Annotated in this window: 17 protein-coding genes; 14 read left to right on the top strand and 3 right to left on the bottom strand. The window is 61.6% G+C overall.

The window, feature by feature from the left end; all coding sequences use genetic code 11:
* Nucleotides 1-79: 79 nt before the first annotated feature.
* The 5 genes from U5822_RS01880 to U5822_RS01860 all read left to right on the top strand — a co-directional run bounded on the left by U5822_RS01880 (nucleotide 80) and on the right by U5822_RS01860 (nucleotide 7486).
* Nucleotides 80-1381 carry an AAA family ATPase gene (locus U5822_RS01880; RefSeq protein WP_322853924.1) on the top strand — a complete coding sequence of 434 codons (1302 nt, stop codon included), beginning with the start codon at nucleotides 80-82 and terminating at the stop codon, nucleotides 1379-1381.
* A gap of 239 nt (nucleotides 1382-1620) precedes the next feature.
* On the top strand, nucleotides 1621-3159 hold the full coding sequence (locus U5822_RS01875; RefSeq protein WP_322853923.1) for a fatty acyl-CoA reductase: 1539 nt from the start codon (nucleotides 1621-1623) through the stop codon (nucleotides 3157-3159).
* A gap of 344 nt (nucleotides 3160-3503) precedes the next feature.
* Nucleotides 3504-5453: an acetate--CoA ligase gene (acs, locus tag U5822_RS01870; protein WP_322853922.1), complete on the top strand. Its 1950-nt coding sequence runs from the start codon at nucleotides 3504-3506 to the stop codon at nucleotides 5451-5453.
* Nucleotides 5454-5492: 39 nt separating this feature from the next.
* Complete coding sequence (locus tag U5822_RS01865; RefSeq protein ID WP_322853921.1) at nucleotides 5493-6158, top strand: response regulator transcription factor; 666 nt, start codon at nucleotides 5493-5495, stop codon at nucleotides 6156-6158.
* A gap of 239 nt (nucleotides 6159-6397) precedes the next feature.
* A complete protein-coding gene (locus tag U5822_RS01860; protein WP_322853920.1) occupies nucleotides 6398-7486 on the top strand; it encodes a fatty acid desaturase family protein in 1089 nt (362 codons plus the stop codon).
* A 55-nt stretch (nucleotides 7487-7541) separates the two neighbouring features.
* Here the strand turns inward: U5822_RS01860 and U5822_RS01855 are convergent, their stop codons facing one another.
* The gene (locus tag U5822_RS01855) at nucleotides 7542-8525 is read right to left on the bottom strand and encodes a D-2-hydroxyacid dehydrogenase (RefSeq protein ID WP_322853919.1); all 984 of its coding nucleotides are present in this window, start codon (nucleotides 8523-8525) and stop codon (nucleotides 7542-7544) included.
* 231 nt (nucleotides 8526-8756) lie between these two features.
* Between U5822_RS01855 and U5822_RS01850 the strand changes: the two genes are divergently transcribed.
* The 3 genes from U5822_RS01850 (at nucleotide 8757) to U5822_RS01840 (ending at nucleotide 10853) form a co-directional block, all read left to right on the top strand.
* On the top strand, nucleotides 8757-9983 hold the full coding sequence (locus tag U5822_RS01850) for a pyridoxal phosphate-dependent aminotransferase (RefSeq protein WP_322853918.1): 1227 nt from the start codon (nucleotides 8757-8759) through the stop codon (nucleotides 9981-9983).
* A gap of 9 nt (nucleotides 9984-9992) precedes the next feature.
* A complete protein-coding gene (locus U5822_RS01845; protein WP_322853917.1) occupies nucleotides 9993-10184 on the top strand; it encodes a CPXCG motif-containing cysteine-rich protein in 192 nt (63 codons plus the stop codon).
* A 96-nt stretch (nucleotides 10185-10280) separates the two neighbouring features.
* A complete protein-coding gene (locus U5822_RS01840; RefSeq protein WP_322853916.1) occupies nucleotides 10281-10853 on the top strand; it encodes a YceB family lipoprotein in 573 nt (190 codons plus the stop codon).
* A 30-nt stretch (nucleotides 10854-10883) separates the two neighbouring features.
* Here the strand turns inward: U5822_RS01840 and U5822_RS01835 are convergent, their stop codons facing one another.
* Nucleotides 10884-12038, bottom strand: a complete 1155-nt coding sequence (locus tag U5822_RS01835; RefSeq protein WP_322853915.1) for an isocitrate/isopropylmalate dehydrogenase family protein — start codon at nucleotides 12036-12038, stop codon at nucleotides 10884-10886.
* Nucleotides 12039-12228: 190 nt separating this feature from the next.
* Here U5822_RS01835 and U5822_RS01830 point away from each other — a divergent pair, with 190 nt between their 5' ends.
* Together U5822_RS01830 and U5822_RS01825 are read left to right on the top strand one after the other, a co-directional pair.
* The gene (locus tag U5822_RS01830) at nucleotides 12229-12996 is read left to right on the top strand and encodes an EAL domain-containing protein (protein ID WP_425258614.1); all 768 of its coding nucleotides are present in this window, start codon (nucleotides 12229-12231) and stop codon (nucleotides 12994-12996) included.
* A 27-nt stretch (nucleotides 12997-13023) separates the two neighbouring features.
* Nucleotides 13024-13380 (top strand): hypothetical protein, encoded by a 357-nt coding sequence (locus U5822_RS01825; RefSeq protein ID WP_322853914.1) that lies wholly within the window; start codon nucleotides 13024-13026, stop codon nucleotides 13378-13380.
* 9 nt (nucleotides 13381-13389) lie between these two features.
* On the opposite strand, the gene U5822_RS01820 is transcribed toward U5822_RS01825, so the two are convergent.
* Nucleotides 13390-14283, bottom strand: a complete 894-nt coding sequence (locus U5822_RS01820; RefSeq protein ID WP_322853913.1) for a LysR family transcriptional regulator — start codon at nucleotides 14281-14283, stop codon at nucleotides 13390-13392.
* 145 nt (nucleotides 14284-14428) lie between these two features.
* On the opposite strand from U5822_RS01820, the gene U5822_RS01815 reads away from it, so the two are divergent.
* The 4 genes from U5822_RS01815 to U5822_RS01800 all read left to right on the top strand — a co-directional run bounded on the left by U5822_RS01815 (nucleotide 14429) and on the right by U5822_RS01800 (nucleotide 18421).
* Nucleotides 14429-15649: an acyl-CoA dehydrogenase family protein gene (locus U5822_RS01815; protein ID WP_322853912.1), complete on the top strand. Its 1221-nt coding sequence runs from the start codon at nucleotides 14429-14431 to the stop codon at nucleotides 15647-15649.
* Between the two features lie 170 nt (nucleotides 15650-15819).
* Nucleotides 15820-16641 (top strand): SDR family oxidoreductase, encoded by an 822-nt coding sequence (locus U5822_RS01810; RefSeq protein ID WP_322853911.1) that lies wholly within the window; start codon nucleotides 15820-15822, stop codon nucleotides 16639-16641.
* A gap of 26 nt (nucleotides 16642-16667) precedes the next feature.
* Nucleotides 16668-17732, top strand: coding sequence for a phosphotransferase family protein (locus U5822_RS01805; protein ID WP_322853910.1), 1065 nt, complete (start codon nucleotides 16668-16670; stop codon nucleotides 17730-17732).
* Entirely contained in the window at nucleotides 17732-18421 is a 690-nt protein-coding gene (locus U5822_RS01800; protein ID WP_322853909.1) for a histidine phosphatase family protein, read from the top strand. Before U5822_RS01805 ends, U5822_RS01800 begins: the two co-directional genes overlap by 1 nt.
* Nucleotides 18422-18444 lie beyond the last annotated feature (23 nt).

The raw sequence follows: 18444 nt of genomic DNA, 5'->3' as shown, positions 1-18444 counted from the left end.
TCTACGCTGTGATATGTGTAGAATTTTGACAGGTTATACTAACCGATTCTTAACCGATACAGGACACTCCGTTCCGATCATGACCGCCCAGCAGCCCGGCCAGCGCACTGTGAACCAGCCTCGCACCATCGCGGTAACCGGGGGCAAGGGCGGCGTCGGCAAGACCTCGGTGGCGCTGAATCTGGCGCTCACCCTGGCGCGGCAGGACAAGCGGGTGCTGCTGCTCGACGGCGACACCGATCTGGCCAATGTCAGCATCATGGTCGGGCTGTATCCCCACAAGACCCTTGCCAACGTGGTTGCCGGCGACTGCACCCTAGAAGACACCCTGCTGGAAACCGATTTTGGCCTGCACATCGTGCCGGGCGCCTCGGGCGTGCAGGAGTGCATCGACATGGGCCCGACCGACAGCCTGCAGATTCTGCGCGCGCTGTCCCGGCTCGAACGTCGGTACGACTACGTCATCACGGACACCGCGGCCGGGCTTCAGGCCACGGGGCTGCATATGATTGCCGCGGCGGAACTCGCGTGCATCGTGGTGACTCCGGATCCCGCGTCCCTGACCGACGCCTTTTCTCTGATCAAGGTGCTCAAGCGTCGGGGTTATAAACGGGTGCCCAGCGTGCTGGTCAACATGGCCCAGGGCGCGAGCCAGGCCCGTTCGGTGTTCCAGCGTCTGGATTCGGCGGCGCAGCGTCATCTCGACCTGTCCCTTCATTATATGGGCGGCATCTGGCGGGACGAGACCCTGCGTCAGTCCGTGTTGAACCAGAAACCGGTGGCCTTGCTGCCGGTGGCCGATCCCTCCTGTCGACAGTTCCATACCCTGGCGGACATGCTCGATGTCCGTCTGACCCAGTTGTCCCGCCGCAAGGCCGGTATCGCTGCCTACTGGCACTGGTTGTCCCGACAACAGGCGCCGGCAACGGCGCAAGCTGCCCCGACCCCGAGTACGCCTCGGGAACGTTGCTTGCAGGCGGTGGCGGATCTGGAGTCTGCGCTGGCGGCCGGCGGCGACAGTTCGTTGCTGCGTTATGAGGCATTCACCCGGTTGTTTGCACTTTTAGGGCGCAAGCCGGACAGCGATACCATCGAGATTATCCAGACCGGGATCGGCGCCATCGAGTGGGAAAAACTGTCCGACGACAACCGTCACCAGTTGGCGGCGCACCTGCGCCACATGGCCGACCAGATGCTTCCGGAACCGGCCCCGGCCACTGCCGAAGCCAACCCTGCCAGCGAGCCGTCCGACCCGGTTTATGATCGCGTCAGTTTCGGCGAGCAGGCCCGTCTGGTGCGGGTTCTGAAGGAGCAGCCGGCAGAAATCTCCCTCGACGAACTGCTGCGCTCGCTGGCTGGCAAGGACCGCGATTCCCGCTGATTGCGGGCTCGAAAATCCTGCCTTCTAATCAGTCATTTCATTGGCATTTTTTGTGGCGTAATTTTGCATTACGTCACCGCGTTGTCACAGAAGGTGTGCAAATATTAATCACGCCGGAAAACCGTGGCCCGTATAATGCACTGTCTTTTACAAGCGTCAGTCACGCCCCCCCTTTAAAAATTGAGCCGGCAAGGCAGTAAGCCGGTCGCAGACCTTAACGTTGAGAAGGAGTTCCACCCATGGCAACACAGAAGTTGAAACCCGGAGAGTCGTCCTCGAAAGTCCTCGAGCAACTCCGTGGCAAGCACGTCCTGATTACCGGTACCACTGGCTTCCTCGGCAAGGTGGTTTTGGAAAAACTGATTCGGGCGGTTCCCGATATTGGCGGCATTCACCTGCTGATTCGCGGCAACAAGCGTCATCCGGATGCCCGCACCCGGTTCCTGGAAGAAATCGCCACGTCCTCGGTGTTCGAGCGTCTGCGCCACGATGACAACGAGGCGTTTGAGAACTTCGTGGAGGAGCGGGTGCACTGTGTGACGGGCGAGGTCACCGAACCTCTGTTCGGGCTGTCGTCGGACCAGTTCCGAACCCTGGCCAAGGGTATCGATGCCGTGATCAATTCCGCGGCCAGCGTCAACTTCCGGGAAGAGCTGGACAAGGCTCTGGCCATCAACACCCGTTGCCTGGGTAACATCGCTGAACTGGCGCGCCAGAACAGCGAACTGGCCGTTCTTCAGGTGTCCACCTGCTACGTCAACGGCATGAACGCCGGTCAGGTCCGTGAGACCGTGATCAAGCCCGCGGGCGAGAGTATCCCGCGCAGCACCGACGGCTACTACGAGATCGATGAGCTGGTGCGACTGCTGGAAGACAAGATCGCCGACGTGCGCTCCCGCTACGCCGGCAAGATGCTCGAGAAGAAGCTGGTGGACCTGGGCATTCGCGAAGCCAACCGCTATGGCTGGAGCGACACCTACACCTTCACCAAATGGCTGGGTGAGCAGTTGCTGATGAAGGCGCTGACTGGCCGGGCCCTGACCATCGTTCGGCCGTCCATCATTGAGAGTGCCCTGGAAGAGCCTGCGCCGGGCTGGATCGAGGGCGTGAAAGTGGCCGATGCCATCATCCTGGCCTACGCACGGGAGAAGGTGACCCTGTTCCCGGGCAAGCGGTCCGGCGTGATCGATGTGATTCCGGTGGATCTGGTCGGCAACGCCATCATCCTGTCCCTGGCGGAAATGCTGTCCGAGCCCACCGATCACCGCATCTACCAGTGCTGCAGTGGCAGCTCCAACCCCATCTCCCTGGGCGAATTCATTGATCACCTGATGGTGGAGGCCAAGACCAGCTACGCCGAGTACGACCAGCTGTTCTACCGTCAGCCCAGCAAACCCTTCATTGCGGTCAACCGCCGGCTGTTCCAGGCGGTTGTTGGTGGCGTGCGCATTCCGCTGAGTCTGACCGGCCGATTCCTGAAAATGCTGGGCCACAGCCGTGAGCTCCGGGCGCTGCGCAACCTCGACACCACCCGGTCACTGGCGACCATTTTCGGTTTCTACACCGCGCCGAACTACATCTTCCGCAACGACGAACTGCTGTCGCTCTCGACCCGGATGGGAGAGCTGGATTCGGTGCTGTTCCCGGTGGATGCGCGCCAGATCGACTGGAGCGTGTACCTGCGTAAGATCCATCTGGCCGGTCTGAACCGGTATGCCTTGAAGGAGCGTAAGCTGTACAGTCTGCGTTCGGCGAAGGCTCGCAAGAAAGCGGCCTGAGTCCCGTCCATGGGAGGCCGACAGATCTCTGGCGGCCTCCGGATTTCCTCCTGTTTATTGCCATCGCACGCCGGCGCCGGGTCCCCCGGGGCCCGGTTGCGATCGGCCTCGTTGTGTCTATCCTTAAGAGAACTTCCCGGATGCCGCGGTTTGCTGCTTTGGGCCCTCGGGGTGTCTGCGGTTGTGGGCTAAAAGTGCAAGCACATTAGGACGTTAGTCTAATTCATCGAGCAGTCGTGCCCATGTTGAACTACGGCTATCCGTCTTAAAAGGCCCAAGTAGGCCTCATCGCTCTGTATTCCAAAAACCGACAATCACAACAGACTCTGAGAAGGGGGAGCACAATGACTGATAAACAGGTTTATCCGGTCAGTCCGGACGTGGCCAAACGGGCCTTGATTACCCGGGAGCAGTACGACGAGATGTATCGTCAATCCGTTGAGGACCCGGAGACGTTCTGGGGCGAGCACGGCAAGCGCCTGGAATGGATCAAGCCCTACAGCAAGGTCAAGAACACCACCTACGATTACGACAACCTGTCCATCAAGTGGTTTGAAGACGGTGAGCTGAATGCCTCCGCCAACTGCCTGGACCGTCACCTGGCCGACAAAGGCGACCAGACGGCCATCATCTTCGAGGGCGACGATCCGGCTGACTCTCGTCATGTCTCCTACCGAGAGCTGCACGAGCAGACTAGCAAGTTTGCCAATGTCCTGAAGGGCCTGGGCGTCAAGAAGGGCGATGTGGTTACCATTTACATGCCCATGATTGTTGAGACGGCAGTCGCCATGCTGGCCTGTGCCCGCATTGGTGCCATCCACTCAGTGGTGTTCGGCGGTTTCTCACCGGAGGCTCTGGGTGCCCGGATCGTCAACGGCAAATCCCGGTTCGTGATCACCGCCGATGAAGGCGTGCGCGGCGGCCGCAAGATTCCGCTCAAGAAGAACGTGGACGCGGCGCTGAAGATCGAGGGTGCCGATCTGGTGGAGAAGGTGGTCGTGGTGACCCGCACCGGCAACTCGGAAGTGCCCTGGACCGACGGCCGCGATGAGAAGTACGAGGACCTGATGCAGGGCGCCTCTGCCGATTGCCCGCCCGAGCCGATGAACGCCGAAGACCCGCTGTTCATGCTCTACACCTCCGGCTCCACCGGCGCGCCCAAAGGGGTTCTGCACACCACCGGCGGCTACATGGTGTACGCCTCCATGACCCACCAGTACGTGTTCGATTACCACGACGGCGACGTCTACTGGTGCACCGCCGACTTCGGCTGGGTGACCGGCCACAGCTACATTCTGTACGGCCCGCTGTGTAACGGCGCCATCACCGTGCTGTTCGAGGGGGTGCCCAACTACCCGGACAGCTCCCGCATGGGCCAGGTGGTGGACAAGCACAAGGTCAATATCCTGTACACCGCACCGACCGCCATTCGCGCGCTGATGGCCGAGGGTGCCTCCTGCATGGACGGCACCACCCGCGACAGCCTGCGCCTGTTGGGCTCGGTGGGTGAGCCCATCAACCCGGAAGCCTGGGAGTGGTATCACCGGGTCATCGGTAACAGCGAGTGCCCGATTGTCGATACCTGGTGGCAGACCGAAACCGGCGGCATCCTGATTTCGCCGCTGCCCGGCGCCATCGACCTCAAACCCGGTTCCGCCACCGTGCCTTTCTTCGGTGTCAAACCGGCGCTGGTCGACAACGACGGCAACATCCTGGAGGGCAAGACCGAGGGCAACCTGGTCATCCTCGACAGCTGGCCGGGCCAGATGCGCACCATCTACGGCGACCACGAGCGCTTCAAGCAGACCTACTTCAGCACCTACAAGGGGCGTTACTTCACCGGTGACGGTGCCCGTCGCGATGAAGACGGTTACTACTGGATCACCGGCCGCGTGGACGACGTGCTGAACGTGTCCGGTCACCGTCTGGGCACGGCGGAAGTCGAGAGCGCCCTGGTGGCCCACGACAAGGTGGCTGAAGCCGCGGTGGTGGGTTATCCGCACGAGATCAAGGGGCAGGGCATCTATGTCTATGTCACCCTGGTGCAGGGTCAGGAGCCGTCCGACGAGCTCAAGAAGGAACTGGTGCAGTGGGTTCGCAAGGAAATCGGTCCGATTGCCTCGCCGGATGTGATTCAATGGGCACCTGGACTGCCCAAGACCCGGTCGGGCAAGATTATGCGGCGGATTTTGCGTAAAATCGCTGCCAACGAGCACGACCAGCTGGGCGATACCTCCACACTTGCCGATCCGGGCGTGGTGGACGAGCTGATCAGCAGTCGTGAATTCAAATAAGGCCCGGCATTAGGGCGTAACTCTGCAAGGAAACTGTGAATGGCACAAACAATTATCGTCGCTGATGATCATCCGTTGTTTCGAGCAGCATTGAAGCAGGCGGTCAGTCAGGCGGTGCCCGATGCCGAGACCGTAGAGGTCGATAGCATTAAGGCACTGCAGGCGGCGGTAGAGTCGCACCCGGATGCGGATCTGGTGTTACTGGATCTGAACATGCCGGGGGCCCACGGCTTCTCCGGCCTGGTGTTCATGCGAGGCCAGTATCCGGGCTTGCCGGTGGTGGTTGTGTCAGGTTCGGAAGAGTTGCAGGTTATGCGCCGCTCCATCGACTACGGCGGGTCCGGCTTCATTCCGAAGTCGGCGCCGCTGCCGACGATCACCGAGGCCATCCAGGCCGTGCTGGAAGGGGACGTCTGGTTGCCCGAGGGCGTGGCCGAGAAGATCGAGCGCATGCACTCGGACGCGACCGATTTCTCCGAGAAGCTGGCATCGCTGACACCCCAGCAGTTCCGGGTGTTGGGCATGCTGGCCGAGGGCCTGCTGAACAAGCAGATCGCCTACGATCTGGATGTTTCGGAGGCCACCATCAAGGCACACATCACCGCGGTGTTCCGCAAGCTGGGTGTCCGTAACCGGACCCAGGCGGTGATCGCCATCCAGCAGATGGAGATCGATCCGTCGGACCAGTCCCTGTCCGGCAGCTGACCTTCCGGTCGCAGCCGCTGACGCAGCGGCAAACAGAGACAAGACGGGAGCCCTGGGGCTCCCGTTTTTTTTGCCTCATTGTTTTCTTTTTTTGGTACACCTGTACCCTGATATGGAAAATTCATCAAAAAATAACAGCTCGGTCATTGCAGCATGGGCGATCCTTATGTATTTTCGGCGTACAAATGTACGCTGAAATTGGCGTCTGAAATTGTGCGACGGATGGATGAGGACTACGCATGAACGCTGCGGTAAAACCTGAAGGCCTGGAACGGCCGGTGTATGGCCAGCCCGACGAGCGTGAGCTCCGGGATGCAATGAAGCGGGATCTGCCTGCGGATACCTTCCAGGCCCAGAGCTGGCGGGTGATCTGGTTCCTGCCACTGCAACTGCTGATCTGGGGTGGACTGGCGGTCATCCTGCTGGCCGGCCTGCCCTGGTACGCCAACCTCGGACTTGGTCTACTGGTGGGGCATAGCATCGGCTGTCAGGCGCTGTTGGCCCATGAGGTCCTGCATGGCGCCCTGGGCATGAGTCGCCGGTGGCAGAATCTGTTCGGCTGGCTGGGCTTTGGTCCGTTCATCGTGCCGCCCGAATTCTGGCGCAAGTGGCACAACGTGGTTCACCACGGCAACACCAACGCCGGCGACGTCGATCCGGACAGCTTCGGCACCTTGCGCCGTTACAAGACCGACCCGAAGCAGAAGAAGTTCACCAAGCTCGCGCCCGGTTCAGGCTCCTGGTACAGCTACCTGTTCCTGACCTATTCCTTCACCTTCCACGCCCAGCTGGTGCTCTGGTTCCAGGCCAAACGGCGCAAGCAGTTCCGAGGCTTTGACCGGCAACGGGCCATCCGGCAGTCGTTGGTCTGTCTGGCCGCCTGGGTGGCGCTCGCGGTGGTGTCTGGGCCACTCATGGTGTTCACCGTGGTGATTCCGTTCATGGTCGCCAACGCCCTGGGCCAGGGTTACATTCTGACCAATCACTTCCTGCGCCCGCAGACCGCCACCAATAACCCGCTGGACAACTCCATGAGCCTGCGCAGTCATCCGCTGCTGGATCGTCTGCATTTCCGCTTCAGTCACCATGTCGAGCACCACTTCTTCCCGAAGATGGCGTCCAACAAGGCACCCAGGGTCCGCGCCTGGCTGGAGCAGCATCACGCAGAACGCTACGTGGCCATGCCCCACGGTACCGCGCTCAAACTCCTGTACACCACGCCCCGGGTCTACAAGTCGGCCACGGAATTGGTCGACCCCAACCGGCCGGAACGGGTGGTGGATCTACTGCCGTTGCAGCGGCAGTACGCTGCCAGCAATCGCCTGTAAGGTCAGGGTGTTTGAAAGGGCGGGGGTGGCTGAGCCACCCCCGACGCGGGGCGGGTCAGCGGCTACCGGCGTAGCCCAGTTCCTTATCGACCAGGTTGAACACATCATCGCCCCGATGCCAGTGATCGAAGTTCTCCAGGAACTGATCGGTCAAGGCGCGTTTCCAGCCGATGAAGTCGCCGGCCATGTGCGCGGTCATGGTGACATTCTCCATGTCCCAGAGCGGATGGTCCGCGGGCAGGGGCTCCTCCTCGAACACGTCCAGACCCGCGCCGGCAATCTCGCCGTTGCGCAGTGCCGCCAGCAGATCGCCGGTTTTCACGATGGGGCCCCGGCCGATATTGATGAGGCGGGCGCTGGGTTTCATGGCCTTGAAGGCGCGTTCGTCGAACAGGCCTTCGGTCTTCGGGGTCAGGGGCGCGGCGATCACGACGTAATCGGCGTGCCCCAGCTGCTCATACAGGTCGTCGTTGCCGTGGACGGCGACGAAGTCCGGGTCGTCCTGGCGCGGGGTGCGCGCTATGCCGTGGGCGTTCATGCCGATGGCGCCCACGAGGCGCCCGATCTGCCGGCCGATGGAGCCGGCGCCCACCACCAGAACCCGCTTGCCCTGGGCCCTCTCGGTGTCCCGGTGCTGCCACTGGTGCTTTTGCTGCAGGCGCAGGGAGCCGGGGAAGTCCTTGGCAAACATCAGGATGGTGCAGAGCACATACTCGGCGATGGTCCGGTCGAAAATGCCGCGGGCGTTGGTCACCACCACGTCGCCCTCGATCAGGGCCGGGAACATTAGCGCGTCGACCCCGGCGCTGGTGGCGTGAATCCACTGCAGTCGGTCGGCCGAGCCCCACGCCGCTTCCAGTGCTTCGGTGCGAAAGTCGGTGACCATCATGATGTCGGTGCCGGGCAGGGTGTCGTTCAGGGTTTGCTCGTCGCAGGCAAACCGCACCTCCGCCCGGGCCCGGAGTGCGTCCATGCCCGGTGGTTCCGGCTCGTCCGGTGCAGTGAGAACGGTAACCACGGGTTTGCTTGGCTGTGTCATTGAACCTCCGCCTGATGAACTGGGTGTCGAGCCCCGAATCCGGGTCTCACGTCAGTCTGGTATGCCCGTGCGGTGGGGTCAACTTCGGTCCGGACGGTCGCCCGCCAATCGCCGTTGCAATGGGCTTAGGAGCGACACCATACTTTCTGCGTTTATGTCTTGTACGCCCTGTTGTTACTGGCTAACCTGCAGGGGTAGGTTCTTTTTTGCCCCGTTCTGCAGGAGGTGTTTATGGCATCCGCCGCCAACTACGAAACCGGCCAGGCCAGACCGCGAAAAGTGAAGTACCGGAAGAACAAGGCCAGCTGGAACCCTGCCATGCAGGCGATTCCGGTGCCGGGTATCCGTCGCATGGTGAACATGGCGGCCACCATGAAAGATGTCATCCATCTTTCCATTGGTCAGCCCGACCTGCCGACCCCCAAGCACGTGATTGACGCCTACATCGATGCGCTCAATGCCGGGCAGACCGGCTACACCATGGACGCGGGCCTGCCCGAGTTGCTGGTCGCGCTGCGGGATTATTACGGCAAACGCTACAACCGCAAGCTCACCCGGGACAACATCCTGATCACCAGTGGCGCCACCGAGGCCATGTACCTGGCGATTTCCGCCACGTCGGCGCCGGGGCGCCAGTTCATCGTGACCGACCCCTCGTTCCTGCTGTACGCGCCGCTGATCCGCATGAACGGTGGCGAGGTCAAGTTCGTGCCGACCCGGGCCGAGAACGATCACCAGCTGGATCCGGACGAAGTGATCAAGGCCATGGGGCCGCGCACTTTCGCGTTGATCCTGAACAACCCGAACAACCCCACCGGGGCGGTCTACCCGCGCAGCACCGTGGAGACCATCCTTGAGGAATGTGCCTACCGGGGCATCCAGGTCTACGCCGATGAGGTCTACGACCACCTGATCTTTGACGACGACGATTTTGCCAGTGTCCTCAACTGCTCCATGGACCTGGATAACATCATGTGCATTAGCAGCTTCTCCAAGACCTACAGCATGGCGGGGCTGCGCGTGGGCTGGGTGATTTCCAGCCAGGCCGCCATCAAGTCCCTGCGGCGCTACCACATGTTCACCACCTCGGTGGCCAATACCCCGTCCCAGTTCGCCGGTGTGGCGGCGCTCACCGGCGACCAGCAGTGCGTCAGGGACATGGTGGATATCTACCGTGAGCGGCGGGACAAGGTGGTGGAACTGGTGGACCAGACCCCCTACCTGACCGGGTACAAGCCGGGCGGGGCCTTTTTCGCGTTCCCGGATCTGCCGCCCCACGTCGACGGGTCCGACCTGGCGCTGCGCATGCTCAAGGAAACCGGCGTCTGTGTGGTACCCGGGGATGCCTTTGGTGAGGAGTCCACCAACGCGGTGCGAATCAGTTTCTCGACCACCTGCGAGAAGCTCGAGCAGGCCTTCGACCGCATCATCCCCTGGATGGCGAAACAGCAATTCTGAGGAGCCGGCATGTCAGCCCTGGAGTCTGTCCTCATACAATGCCCCTACTGCTGGGAGACCCTGGATGTCAGTGTCGACCCGTCGGTGCCGGAGCAGGAGTATGTGGAAGACTGCCAGGTCTGCTGTCGCCCCATCCTGATCCACGTCAGCTTCGATGACGACCTCACGCCCCACGTGGATGCCCGGGCCGAAAACGAGTAACGGCCCGCCCGCCGCCTGACCAATTGTTAATTTTCCTGCCTTGCCCGCGGTGCTGCCGTGCCGCAGGATAAGAGGCGAATTCCCGGAGACCCTCTTATGCTGACACCTTTCCGAAACGGCCTGTGGGCCCTGACTGTCCTGGCCCTGGTCCTCAGCACCGGCTGCGCCAGCATTTCCCCCTATTCGATTTCCGAAGGCGAGCTGGAGCGCCACCTGCAGGATGTGGTCAAGGAGTTTGACCGGCAGCAGTTGCGCAGTGGCTCGCCCCTGAGCCTCAGTCTCAGCGACGCCGACATCACCCTGGGGCCGGATGGCCGGGATGTGGCGGTGATTGATGTGCGGGGGCAGGTGGCGGTCAACGCCATGCTGGCGCGATTGCCGGTGGACATCGCGCTCAAGGTGGAGGGGGCGCCGGTGTACGACAGTACTGAAAAGGCGATCTTCATCCGCCGCCTGCAACTGCTGGAGAGCAGCGTCGAGTCGCCGTTCTTTCGTGGCGACCTGAACCCGCTGACCCAGAACGTCATGCGGGCGGTGGCGCAGATGCTGGAAACCATGCCGGTCTACCGACTCGATGAGACCGACTTCACCCAGCGCATGTTCGGAGCGCTGCCGGTGGACGTGCGGGTGGCGCCGGGGCGCCTGGAGTTTGTCATGGCGGACCGCTAGGGTCCGCCATTTTTTGGGGCCGGTGGCCGGTCAGCCGTCCAGTCGCTGGCAGATGGCCGAACCGATCTCGTGGGTGCTGCGGGGATTGCCGGACTGTTCGGCCAGGTCCGCCGCCACCGCATCAAACAGTTGCTTGCCGGCGGCGGCCAGGGCCGGATCCCGACGTCCCAGCCATTCCAGCATCCGCGCGGTGGTGAACAGCATGGCGGTAGGGTCGGCCACACCCTGGCCGGCAATGTCGGGGGCGCTGCCGTGGGTGGGCTCGAACATGGACGGCATGTCCGGGTTGGTCGGGTTCAGGTTGCACGACGGCGCCACCCCCATACCGCCGGACAGCACCGCCGCCAGATCAGTCAGGATATCGCCCTGGAGGTTGCTGGCGACCACCACGTCAAACGCCCAGGGACTCTGGACAAATTTCATGCAAGCCGCGTCCACCAACTCGTGGTGGACGGCGACGTCCGGGAATTCCTGGCTGATGGCCTCGAAGGCTTCGGTGTACATATCGCCCCAGTAGCGCAGGGCGTTGCGCTTGGTCACCAGGCACACCTGGCTTTCGCAGGTACGGCCATCCAGGGTGCGGAAGCTGCGGGTGCGCCCTTCCTTGACCCGTTGCGCCGCCCGCAGTCGGGCCTGTTCGAAGCCATACCGGATGATCCGATCGGTGGCCTTGCGGGTGAACACCTCCATCTGGGTGGCCACTTCATCCTCGGTGCCCTTGCGCAGGCGGCCACCCTGGCTCACATACTCGCCCTCGGAGTTCTCCCGAATCACCAGCATGTCGATGTCCTTGGCCCGCTCGTCCGCCAAGTACTGGCGCGCACCCGGCAGCAGGCGGGCTGGGCGTTCGCACACCCACTGGTCAAAGCCCTTGCGCATGTCCAGCAGCGGCGCCAGGGAAATGCTGTCCGGAAGCAGGTAGCGTTCGCTGTCGTCCATGGGCCCCGGGTCACCCAGCGCACCCAGCAAGATGGCATCGTAGGCCTGCAACTGGGTCAGGGCGTCCTCGGGCATGGATTCGCCGTGCTCCTCGTGCCACGCGTGGGATGGCCAGGGAAACCGGGTCCACTCCAGGGCCAGGCCGTGTCTGGCGCGCAGTTTTTCCAGGCAGCGGACGGCTTCGCTCACCACTTCCGGGCCAATGCCGTCGCCGGGGGTAACCGCAATGCGGATGGTTTCGGCCATTCGGAATACTCCTTTTTCAGATTGTGCGCGTACATGTTTGTGTTCCCCAGTTTAGTCGGCTGAGGAGCAGCCGCCACCGCCGCTTTGCAGACTTTAGGTGACCTAACTGCCTTTCGAGCGGCGATCAGTGTAATGCACCGGAATATCGGTATCTCTAGAACCTTAATCTCACCCGGATAAATAAGGATGCATGGTGAAACAGTCCGCTGTACTTTTCGACGAAAGCCACTGTGGTCAGTGTGAATGTGGCGAAGGGTTGGACTTCTCCTTCTCATTTGCTTTTCAGCCCATTGTCGATGTTGTGAATCGGTCCGTCTATGCCTACGAGGCTTTGGTCCGTGGACTGGAAGGAGAGGGGGCGATGTCGGTTCTGGAACAGGTGAATGAGCGCAATCGCTACACCTTTGATCAGGTCTGCCGCGTGAAGGCGGTTAAGCTGGCGGCTCGATTGGGTATGGAGTCGCGTCTAAGCATCAATTTTATGCCTAACGCGGTCTATCAGGCCGAGTATTGCATCCGCACCACCCTGGCTGCAGCGAAGACCTACGACTTCGATACTCGAAAGATCATCTTTGAACTGACCGAGAATGAAAAGCTGGCATCCGTGGAGCACCTGGTATCGATCATTGAAGCCTATAAGGAAATGGGGTTCGCCACCGCGATCGACGATTTTGGTGCCGGCTACTCACGCTTCAACATCATGATTGCGAGCCCGCCAGATATTCTCAAGCTGGATATGGGACTGATACGCGGCATTCACGACAACCCTAACAAGCAGGCGGTGGTATCTGGCATTATTACCATGATGAACCATCTCGGCGGGCGGATTGTCGCTGAAGGTGTTGAGACCAAACAGGAGTATTTCTGGCTCCGCTCCCAGGGCATTAATCTCTATCAAGGGTATCTGTTCGCCAAACCGGGATTTGAATGTCTGCCCGAGCCCGTTTTCCCGGTGTAGGGCGGCTCTAACTGACAGGGTATTCCATTGCTTTATCGCATCATCACGTTTATCGGCGGCCTCGTGTTCGTGGTCGCGTTGTTCGCACTGCTCTGGTTTTTCTGCAAGAAATTCCTCGAACGCCACGGGGTCACCGATCAGGTATCGGACCGGGCCATGGTGTTGGCCACCTGGACCTTCGCCGGCATCAGCGTGGGCCTGGTGTTCGCCGTGGTTGGCGCCTTTGTCCTGGGGCCCTGGGCCTTTTACCGCACCCTGAGAGGCCACGATGTTGCCATCTCCGACAGCGCCGCCATCTGGTGGGGTTTTGGCATTGTTGTGGCCGCCCTCGGTCTGTGCGCCATCGGGTTCTTCGGGTTTTTGATGGTGGTCGGTGCCTACTGACCGCACGGATTAGCCGATGTCCCTGAGCTGGTCCCGGAACCAGACCAGCGCGGGTTCCTTCTCGTAGGCCTGGTGCCAATACAGGTGCACGTCCAGTGCCGGCAGGTCGGCGGGCGGGTCCATGATGACCACGTCCGCCCGCTGGGCCATGATGCCTGCGTAGGCCTCGGGCATGGTCACCAGCAGGTCCGAGGTCTCCACCACCCGACAGGCGGCGAAATAGTGCTGGCAGCGCAGCCGGATGTCGCGGGTCACTCCCAGCCGGGACAGCTCGAAATCCTCCACCCCCGGCCCCTCCGATCGGGACGATACCAGGACGTGGCGGGCCGACAGGTAGCCCTCCATGGTCAGTGGCTGTCGCGTCAGCGGGTGGTTCGACCGGGCCAGTACCACCAGGCGATCCCGCCGCAGACGTTCGTGCGCGGTCTGGTTGCTCACCGGTAACAGCACATCCACGGCAAAGTCCAGCTTGCCCGCCGCCAGCAGGGTTTCCATGTCGCGCCGGGCCGTGCGTTGGCTCACCACCTCCAGTTCCGGGTAAGGGTCCAGTCGCTGCATCAGTTGCGGCAGCACGGTGGATTCGAGAATGTCCCTGAGCCCCAGGGAGTAGGTTTTGCGCTGGCTGGCGGGATCGAAGGCGTGGAACTGGTTCACCGCACCCTGGATCTGGTTCAGCCCCGGGCGCATGGACTCCAGGAACCGGCGCGCCAGCGGCGTGGGAATCATCTGGTTGCCCTGGCGGGTGAACAGCGGGTCGTCAAAATGGTCCCGCAGCCGCGACAGGGAGTGGCTGACCGCCGGCTGGGTCAGGTGCAGGGCCTTGGCGGCCCGGGTCAGGCTGCCCTCCCGGTAAATGGTGTCGAACACATGCAGCAGGTTGAGGTCGAGGCGATTCAGGGCCATCTCGAAGTCCGTGTCGGTGAATAAGTACGGTTAATGATAAAGGATAAGAAAAATTCAGTCGCGTAATAGTTTGGGCGGTCCTAGACTGGCGTCATTGTGATCAATGCAATGCACCAGCCGTCAGGATTTCAGCGAGGACAGGGCGATGGATTTCAACATTTCCGAGAGAGGCCAGGATTACCTGAAGCGCGTGAAGGCGTTCATGGCCGACGAGATTTTTCCCATTGAGGCGCAGTACCACAAGGAACTGATGGCCCAGGACAACCGCTGGGTGGTTCTGCCGATCATCAAGGAACTGAAGGAGAAGGCCCGGGCCCAGGGGCTCTGGAACATGTTCTTCCCGGATGAGAAATACGGCTGTGGCCTGCTCAATTCCGACTACGCGCTGATCGCCGAGGAAACCGGCCGCAGTTTCATTGCGCCGGAAATCTTCAACTGCAACGCGCCGGACACCGGCAACATGGAAGTGCTGATCCACTATGGCTCCGAGGAACAGAAGGCCGAGTGGCTGCCGCGCCTGATGAGCGGCGAGATCCGCTCCGCGTTCTGCATGACTGAGCCGGGCGTGGCCTCCTCCGATGCCACCAACATGGAAGCCACCGCGGTGGTGGAAGGCGACGAGGTGGTGCTCAACGGTCGCAAATGGTGGAGCACCGGCATCGGCCACCCGGACTGCAAGGTCGCCATTTTCATGGGGCTGACCGATCCGGACGCCCACAAGCACCGTCGCCATTCCATGGTGCTGGTGCCCCTGGACACCCCGGGCGTGAAGGTGGAGCGCATGCTGCCGGTGTTTGGCGCCTACGACGAGCCTTACGGCCACGGCGAGGTGGTATTCGACAACGTGCGTCTGCCCAAGAGTGCCTTTATTGCCGGCCCGGGCCGTGGTTTCGAAATTGCCCAGGGACGTCTGGGGCCGGGCCGGGTGCATCATTGCATGCGCGCCATCGGCGCTGCCGAGCGTACCCTGGAATTGCTGATCAAGCGTGCCACCAGCCGCGAGGCTTTCGGTCGCCCGGTGGCCAAGCTGGGTGGCAACCCGGACATCATCGCCAACGCCCGCATGTCGATCGAGCAGGCGCGGTTGCTGACCCTGAAGTGCGCCTGGGCCCTGGACACCAAGGGCATTGCCGGGGCGCTGCAGGAAGTCTCGATGATCAAGGCGGTGATTCCGGCCATGCTGCAGACCATTGTCGATCAGGCCATTCAGATTCACGGCGGTGCCGGGGTCAGTGACGATGACTTCCCGCTGACGCAGTTGTTCGCCTATGCTCGGGTTTTGCGGTTGGCGGATGGGCCGGATGAGGTGCATCGGGCTATGGTGGCTCGCCTGGAGTTGGCTAAATATAAGAATCGGGGTTCCTGAATCTGGGGCGGGAGTTGGCGGATGGGTATTTCTGAAACCCGCTCAAGCACGTCCATGTGACGCTTGAGCTCCGCCATCCATGGCTCCGCACAGTTTCAGAAATACCCATCCGCCAGCTCCGTCGATGTTCGGAGTTGGCTTCGATTTTTTAACACGTGACGGAAATGACAATGACTCAGAGAATTTTCATTACAGGTGGCGCCAGCGGGCTTGGTCGTGCGATTGCGCTGCGTTACGCCAAAGACGGCGCCAAGGTCTGCATCGGCGACATCAACCCGGAGCAGGGTGCCCTGGTGGAGCAGGAGATCAACAGCGCCGGTGGCGAGGGTTATTACGTCGAGTGCGATGTGCGCCGGCTGACGGATCTGGAGAAGATCTGTGACGAGCTGACCGCCAAGTGGGGCGGTGTTGATGTGGTGGTGAACAACGCCGGTGTGGCTTCTGCCGGTTCCATCGAAGACACCACCATGGCGGACTGGGAGTGGATTCTCGACATCAACGTGCTGGGCGTGGTTCGGGGCTGCAAGGCGTTCACGCCGCAGTTCAAGAAGCAGGGCTCTGGTGCGTTTGTGAATATTGCCTCCATGGCCGGTCTGATGCTGGCGCCTTTGATGGATAGCTACAATGTCTCCAAGGCCGGGGTGATTGCCCTGTCCGAAACCCTGAGCCAGGAGCTGCGGGATGCCGGTATCCATGTCAGCTGTGTCTGCCCGGCGTTTTTCCAGACCAATCTGGCCAGCAGCATGCGTTCGGAATTGCCCGGTATCCAGCAGAATGTGAACAAGCTGATGAAGCGCTCGAACATCACCGCCGAGGATGTGGCTGAAGACATCGTCCGCTCGGTGAAGGACAAGAGCTTCTGGGTGCTGCCCCACGCCAAGGAACGCCGGATGTGGATGGTCAAGCGCCATGCGCCGAAGGCGTTTGACTGGTTGATGCACCAGGAAAGCAAACGCTGGATGAGCAAGATGGGCGGCAAGGCCAAGGCCTGAACGTACAGAAGAGAGGAGAGTCCTGAATGACCCAGATTGATCAGGCAAAGGATGTCCGCGAGGGCGAGGAGCTGGACGCGGCCGCGGTCGACCGGTTCATGAAGCAGGCGATTCCCGATCTCAGCGGTGAGCCGGAGATCCGCCAGTACCCGGGCGGTGCCTCCAACCTGACCTACCAGGTGGACTATGGCGACCGTTCCTTCGTGCTGCGTCGGCCGCCGTTTGGCAAGATCGCCAAGTCCGCCCACGACATGCTGCGGGAAGCCAAGGTGATGCAGGCGCTGAAGCCGGTCTATCCCTACGTGCCCAACATCATCGCCATCTGCGACGACCATGAGGTGCTGGGTTGCGACTTCTATGTGATGGAGCGCCTGAAGGGCATCATCCTGCGCCAGGATTTCCCCGACGGTTTTGAGCTCAGCGAGGCGGATACACGCAAGCTGTGCCTGAACGTGATCGACAAGCTGGTGGATCTGCACCGGGTGGATGCGCCGGCGGCCGGTCTGGACAAGCTGGGCAAGGGTGCGGGTTACGTGCAGCGCCAGATCGGCGGCTGGAGCGACCGCTTCCGCAAGGCCCGCACTGAGGATGTCGGTGATTTTGAAGAGGTGATGGCCTGGCTTAACGATGAGATGCCGGACGACATCGCCCAGGTGGTCATCCACAACGACTACCGGTTCGACAACGTGGTGCTGAACCCGGACAACCCGTTTGAGGTGGTCGGGGTTTTGGACTGGGAGATGGCCACCATCGGCGACCCCTTGATGGATCTGGGCAACAGCCTGGCCTACTGGATCGAGGCCGACGACGAAGGTCCGTTCCAGATGCTGCGCCGTCAGCCCACCCACCGGCCGGGCATGCTGACCCGCAAGGAAGTGGTGGAGTACTACATGGAGAAGTCCGGGTTCCGGGTCGATAACTTCGATTTTTACGAGATCTACGGGCTGTTCCGGTTGGCGGTGATCATCCAGCAGATCTACTACCGCTACTACCACGGGCAGACCAAGGACCAGCGCTTTGCCGCCTTTGGCCACGCCGCCAACTACCTGGAGAAGCGCTGTCAGCGGCTGATCGCCGAGAGTGCCCTGTAATGGCCACCATCTATCTGATCCGCCACGGCCAGGCCAGTTTTGGTAAAGCCAATTACGACCAGCTTTCACCCACCGGTTGGGAACAGGGCCGGGTGCTGGGCCGCTGGTTGACCGGCAAGGTCCGGCCCCAGGCGGTGTTTGGTGGCGATCTCGAACGGCATCGGGAGACGGTGGAAGCCATCGCCACGGGCTTTGGCAGTCAGCTGCCGGACATGCAGGTGTCGGCGGGATTCAATGAATTTGACCACACCGAGGTGGTGAACCGGCTTCGGCCCGAGTGGGCCGACCGGGCCGTCATGGCCCGGAATCTCAAGGCTTTTCCCAAGCCGGCGCGGGCGTTCCAGGAAGCATTTGTGCAGGCGGTTCGGCGCTGGGCCTCCGGTGAGCATGATCAGGACTACGCGGAAACCTGGCCGCAGTTCCAGACCCGGGTCCTGTCGGCGTTTGCCGAGATGATCGACTACGCCGATGGTGGTGACGTGTTGGTCGCCACCTCCGGTGGTCCGATTTCCGTGATCTGTCAGCAACTGCTGGGTCTGGATGACGCCCGGGCCCTGGCGCTGAATGAGGTGATCGCCAACACCAGCGTGAGTCGGGTGCTTTATTCAGGAGCCCGGCGCAGTCTCGCGGTGTTCAACAATTACAGTCACCTGGAAGCCGAAGAGCCGGGTCTGGTGACTTTCCGCTAAAAGTGGCTTTCCGCCAAGAGTGA

The organism is Marinobacter qingdaonensis (assembly GCF_034555935.1).
Classification (GTDB): domain Bacteria; phylum Pseudomonadota; class Gammaproteobacteria; order Pseudomonadales; family Oleiphilaceae; genus Marinobacter; species Marinobacter qingdaonensis.
The sequence above is the reverse complement of the archived record's forward strand: the minus strand, read 5'-3'. Positions and strand labels throughout refer to the sequence as shown.

What these genes read in the sequence shown, in the direction of transcription:
- U5822_RS01810 (WP_322853911.1), top strand. Translation starts at nt 15,820, where the DNA reads ATGACTCAGAGAATTTTCATTACAGGTGGCGCCAGCGGGCTTGGTCGT.
- U5822_RS01865 (WP_322853921.1), top strand. Translation starts at nt 5,493, where the DNA reads ATGGCACAAACAATTATCGTCGCTGATGATCATCCGTTGTTTCGAGCA.
- acs (WP_322853922.1), top strand. Translation starts at nt 3,504, where the DNA reads ATGACTGATAAACAGGTTTATCCGGTCAGTCCGGACGTGGCCAAACGG.
- U5822_RS01800 (WP_322853909.1), top strand. Translation starts at nt 17,732, where the DNA reads ATGGCCACCATCTATCTGATCCGCCACGGCCAGGCCAGTTTTGGTAAA.
- U5822_RS01815 (WP_322853912.1), top strand. Translation starts at nt 14,429, where the DNA reads ATGGATTTCAACATTTCCGAGAGAGGCCAGGATTACCTGAAGCGCGTG.
- U5822_RS01860 (WP_322853920.1), top strand. Translation starts at nt 6,398, where the DNA reads ATGAACGCTGCGGTAAAACCTGAAGGCCTGGAACGGCCGGTGTATGGC.
- U5822_RS01805 (WP_322853910.1), top strand. Translation starts at nt 16,668, where the DNA reads ATGACCCAGATTGATCAGGCAAAGGATGTCCGCGAGGGCGAGGAGCTG.
- U5822_RS01875 (WP_322853923.1), top strand. Translation starts at nt 1,621, where the DNA reads ATGGCAACACAGAAGTTGAAACCCGGAGAGTCGTCCTCGAAAGTCCTC.
- U5822_RS01880 (WP_322853924.1), top strand. Translation starts at nt 80, where the DNA reads ATGACCGCCCAGCAGCCCGGCCAGCGCACTGTGAACCAGCCTCGCACC.
- U5822_RS01840 (WP_322853916.1), top strand. Translation starts at nt 10,281, where the DNA reads ATGCTGACACCTTTCCGAAACGGCCTGTGGGCCCTGACTGTCCTGGCC.
- U5822_RS01855 (WP_322853919.1), bottom strand. Translation starts at nt 8,525, where the DNA reads ATGACACAGCCAAGCAAACCCGTGGTTACCGTTCTCACTGCACCGGAC.
- U5822_RS01835 (WP_322853915.1), bottom strand. Translation starts at nt 12,038, where the DNA reads ATGGCCGAAACCATCCGCATTGCGGTTACCCCCGGCGACGGCATTGGC.
- U5822_RS01850 (WP_322853918.1), top strand. Translation starts at nt 8,757, where the DNA reads ATGGCATCCGCCGCCAACTACGAAACCGGCCAGGCCAGACCGCGAAAA.
- U5822_RS01830 (WP_425258614.1), top strand. Translation starts at nt 12,229, where the DNA reads ATGGTGAAACAGTCCGCTGTACTTTTCGACGAAAGCCACTGTGGTCAG.
- U5822_RS01845 (WP_322853917.1), top strand. Translation starts at nt 9,993, where the DNA reads ATGTCAGCCCTGGAGTCTGTCCTCATACAATGCCCCTACTGCTGGGAG.
- U5822_RS01820 (WP_322853913.1), bottom strand. Translation starts at nt 14,283, where the DNA reads ATGGCCCTGAATCGCCTCGACCTCAACCTGCTGCATGTGTTCGACACC.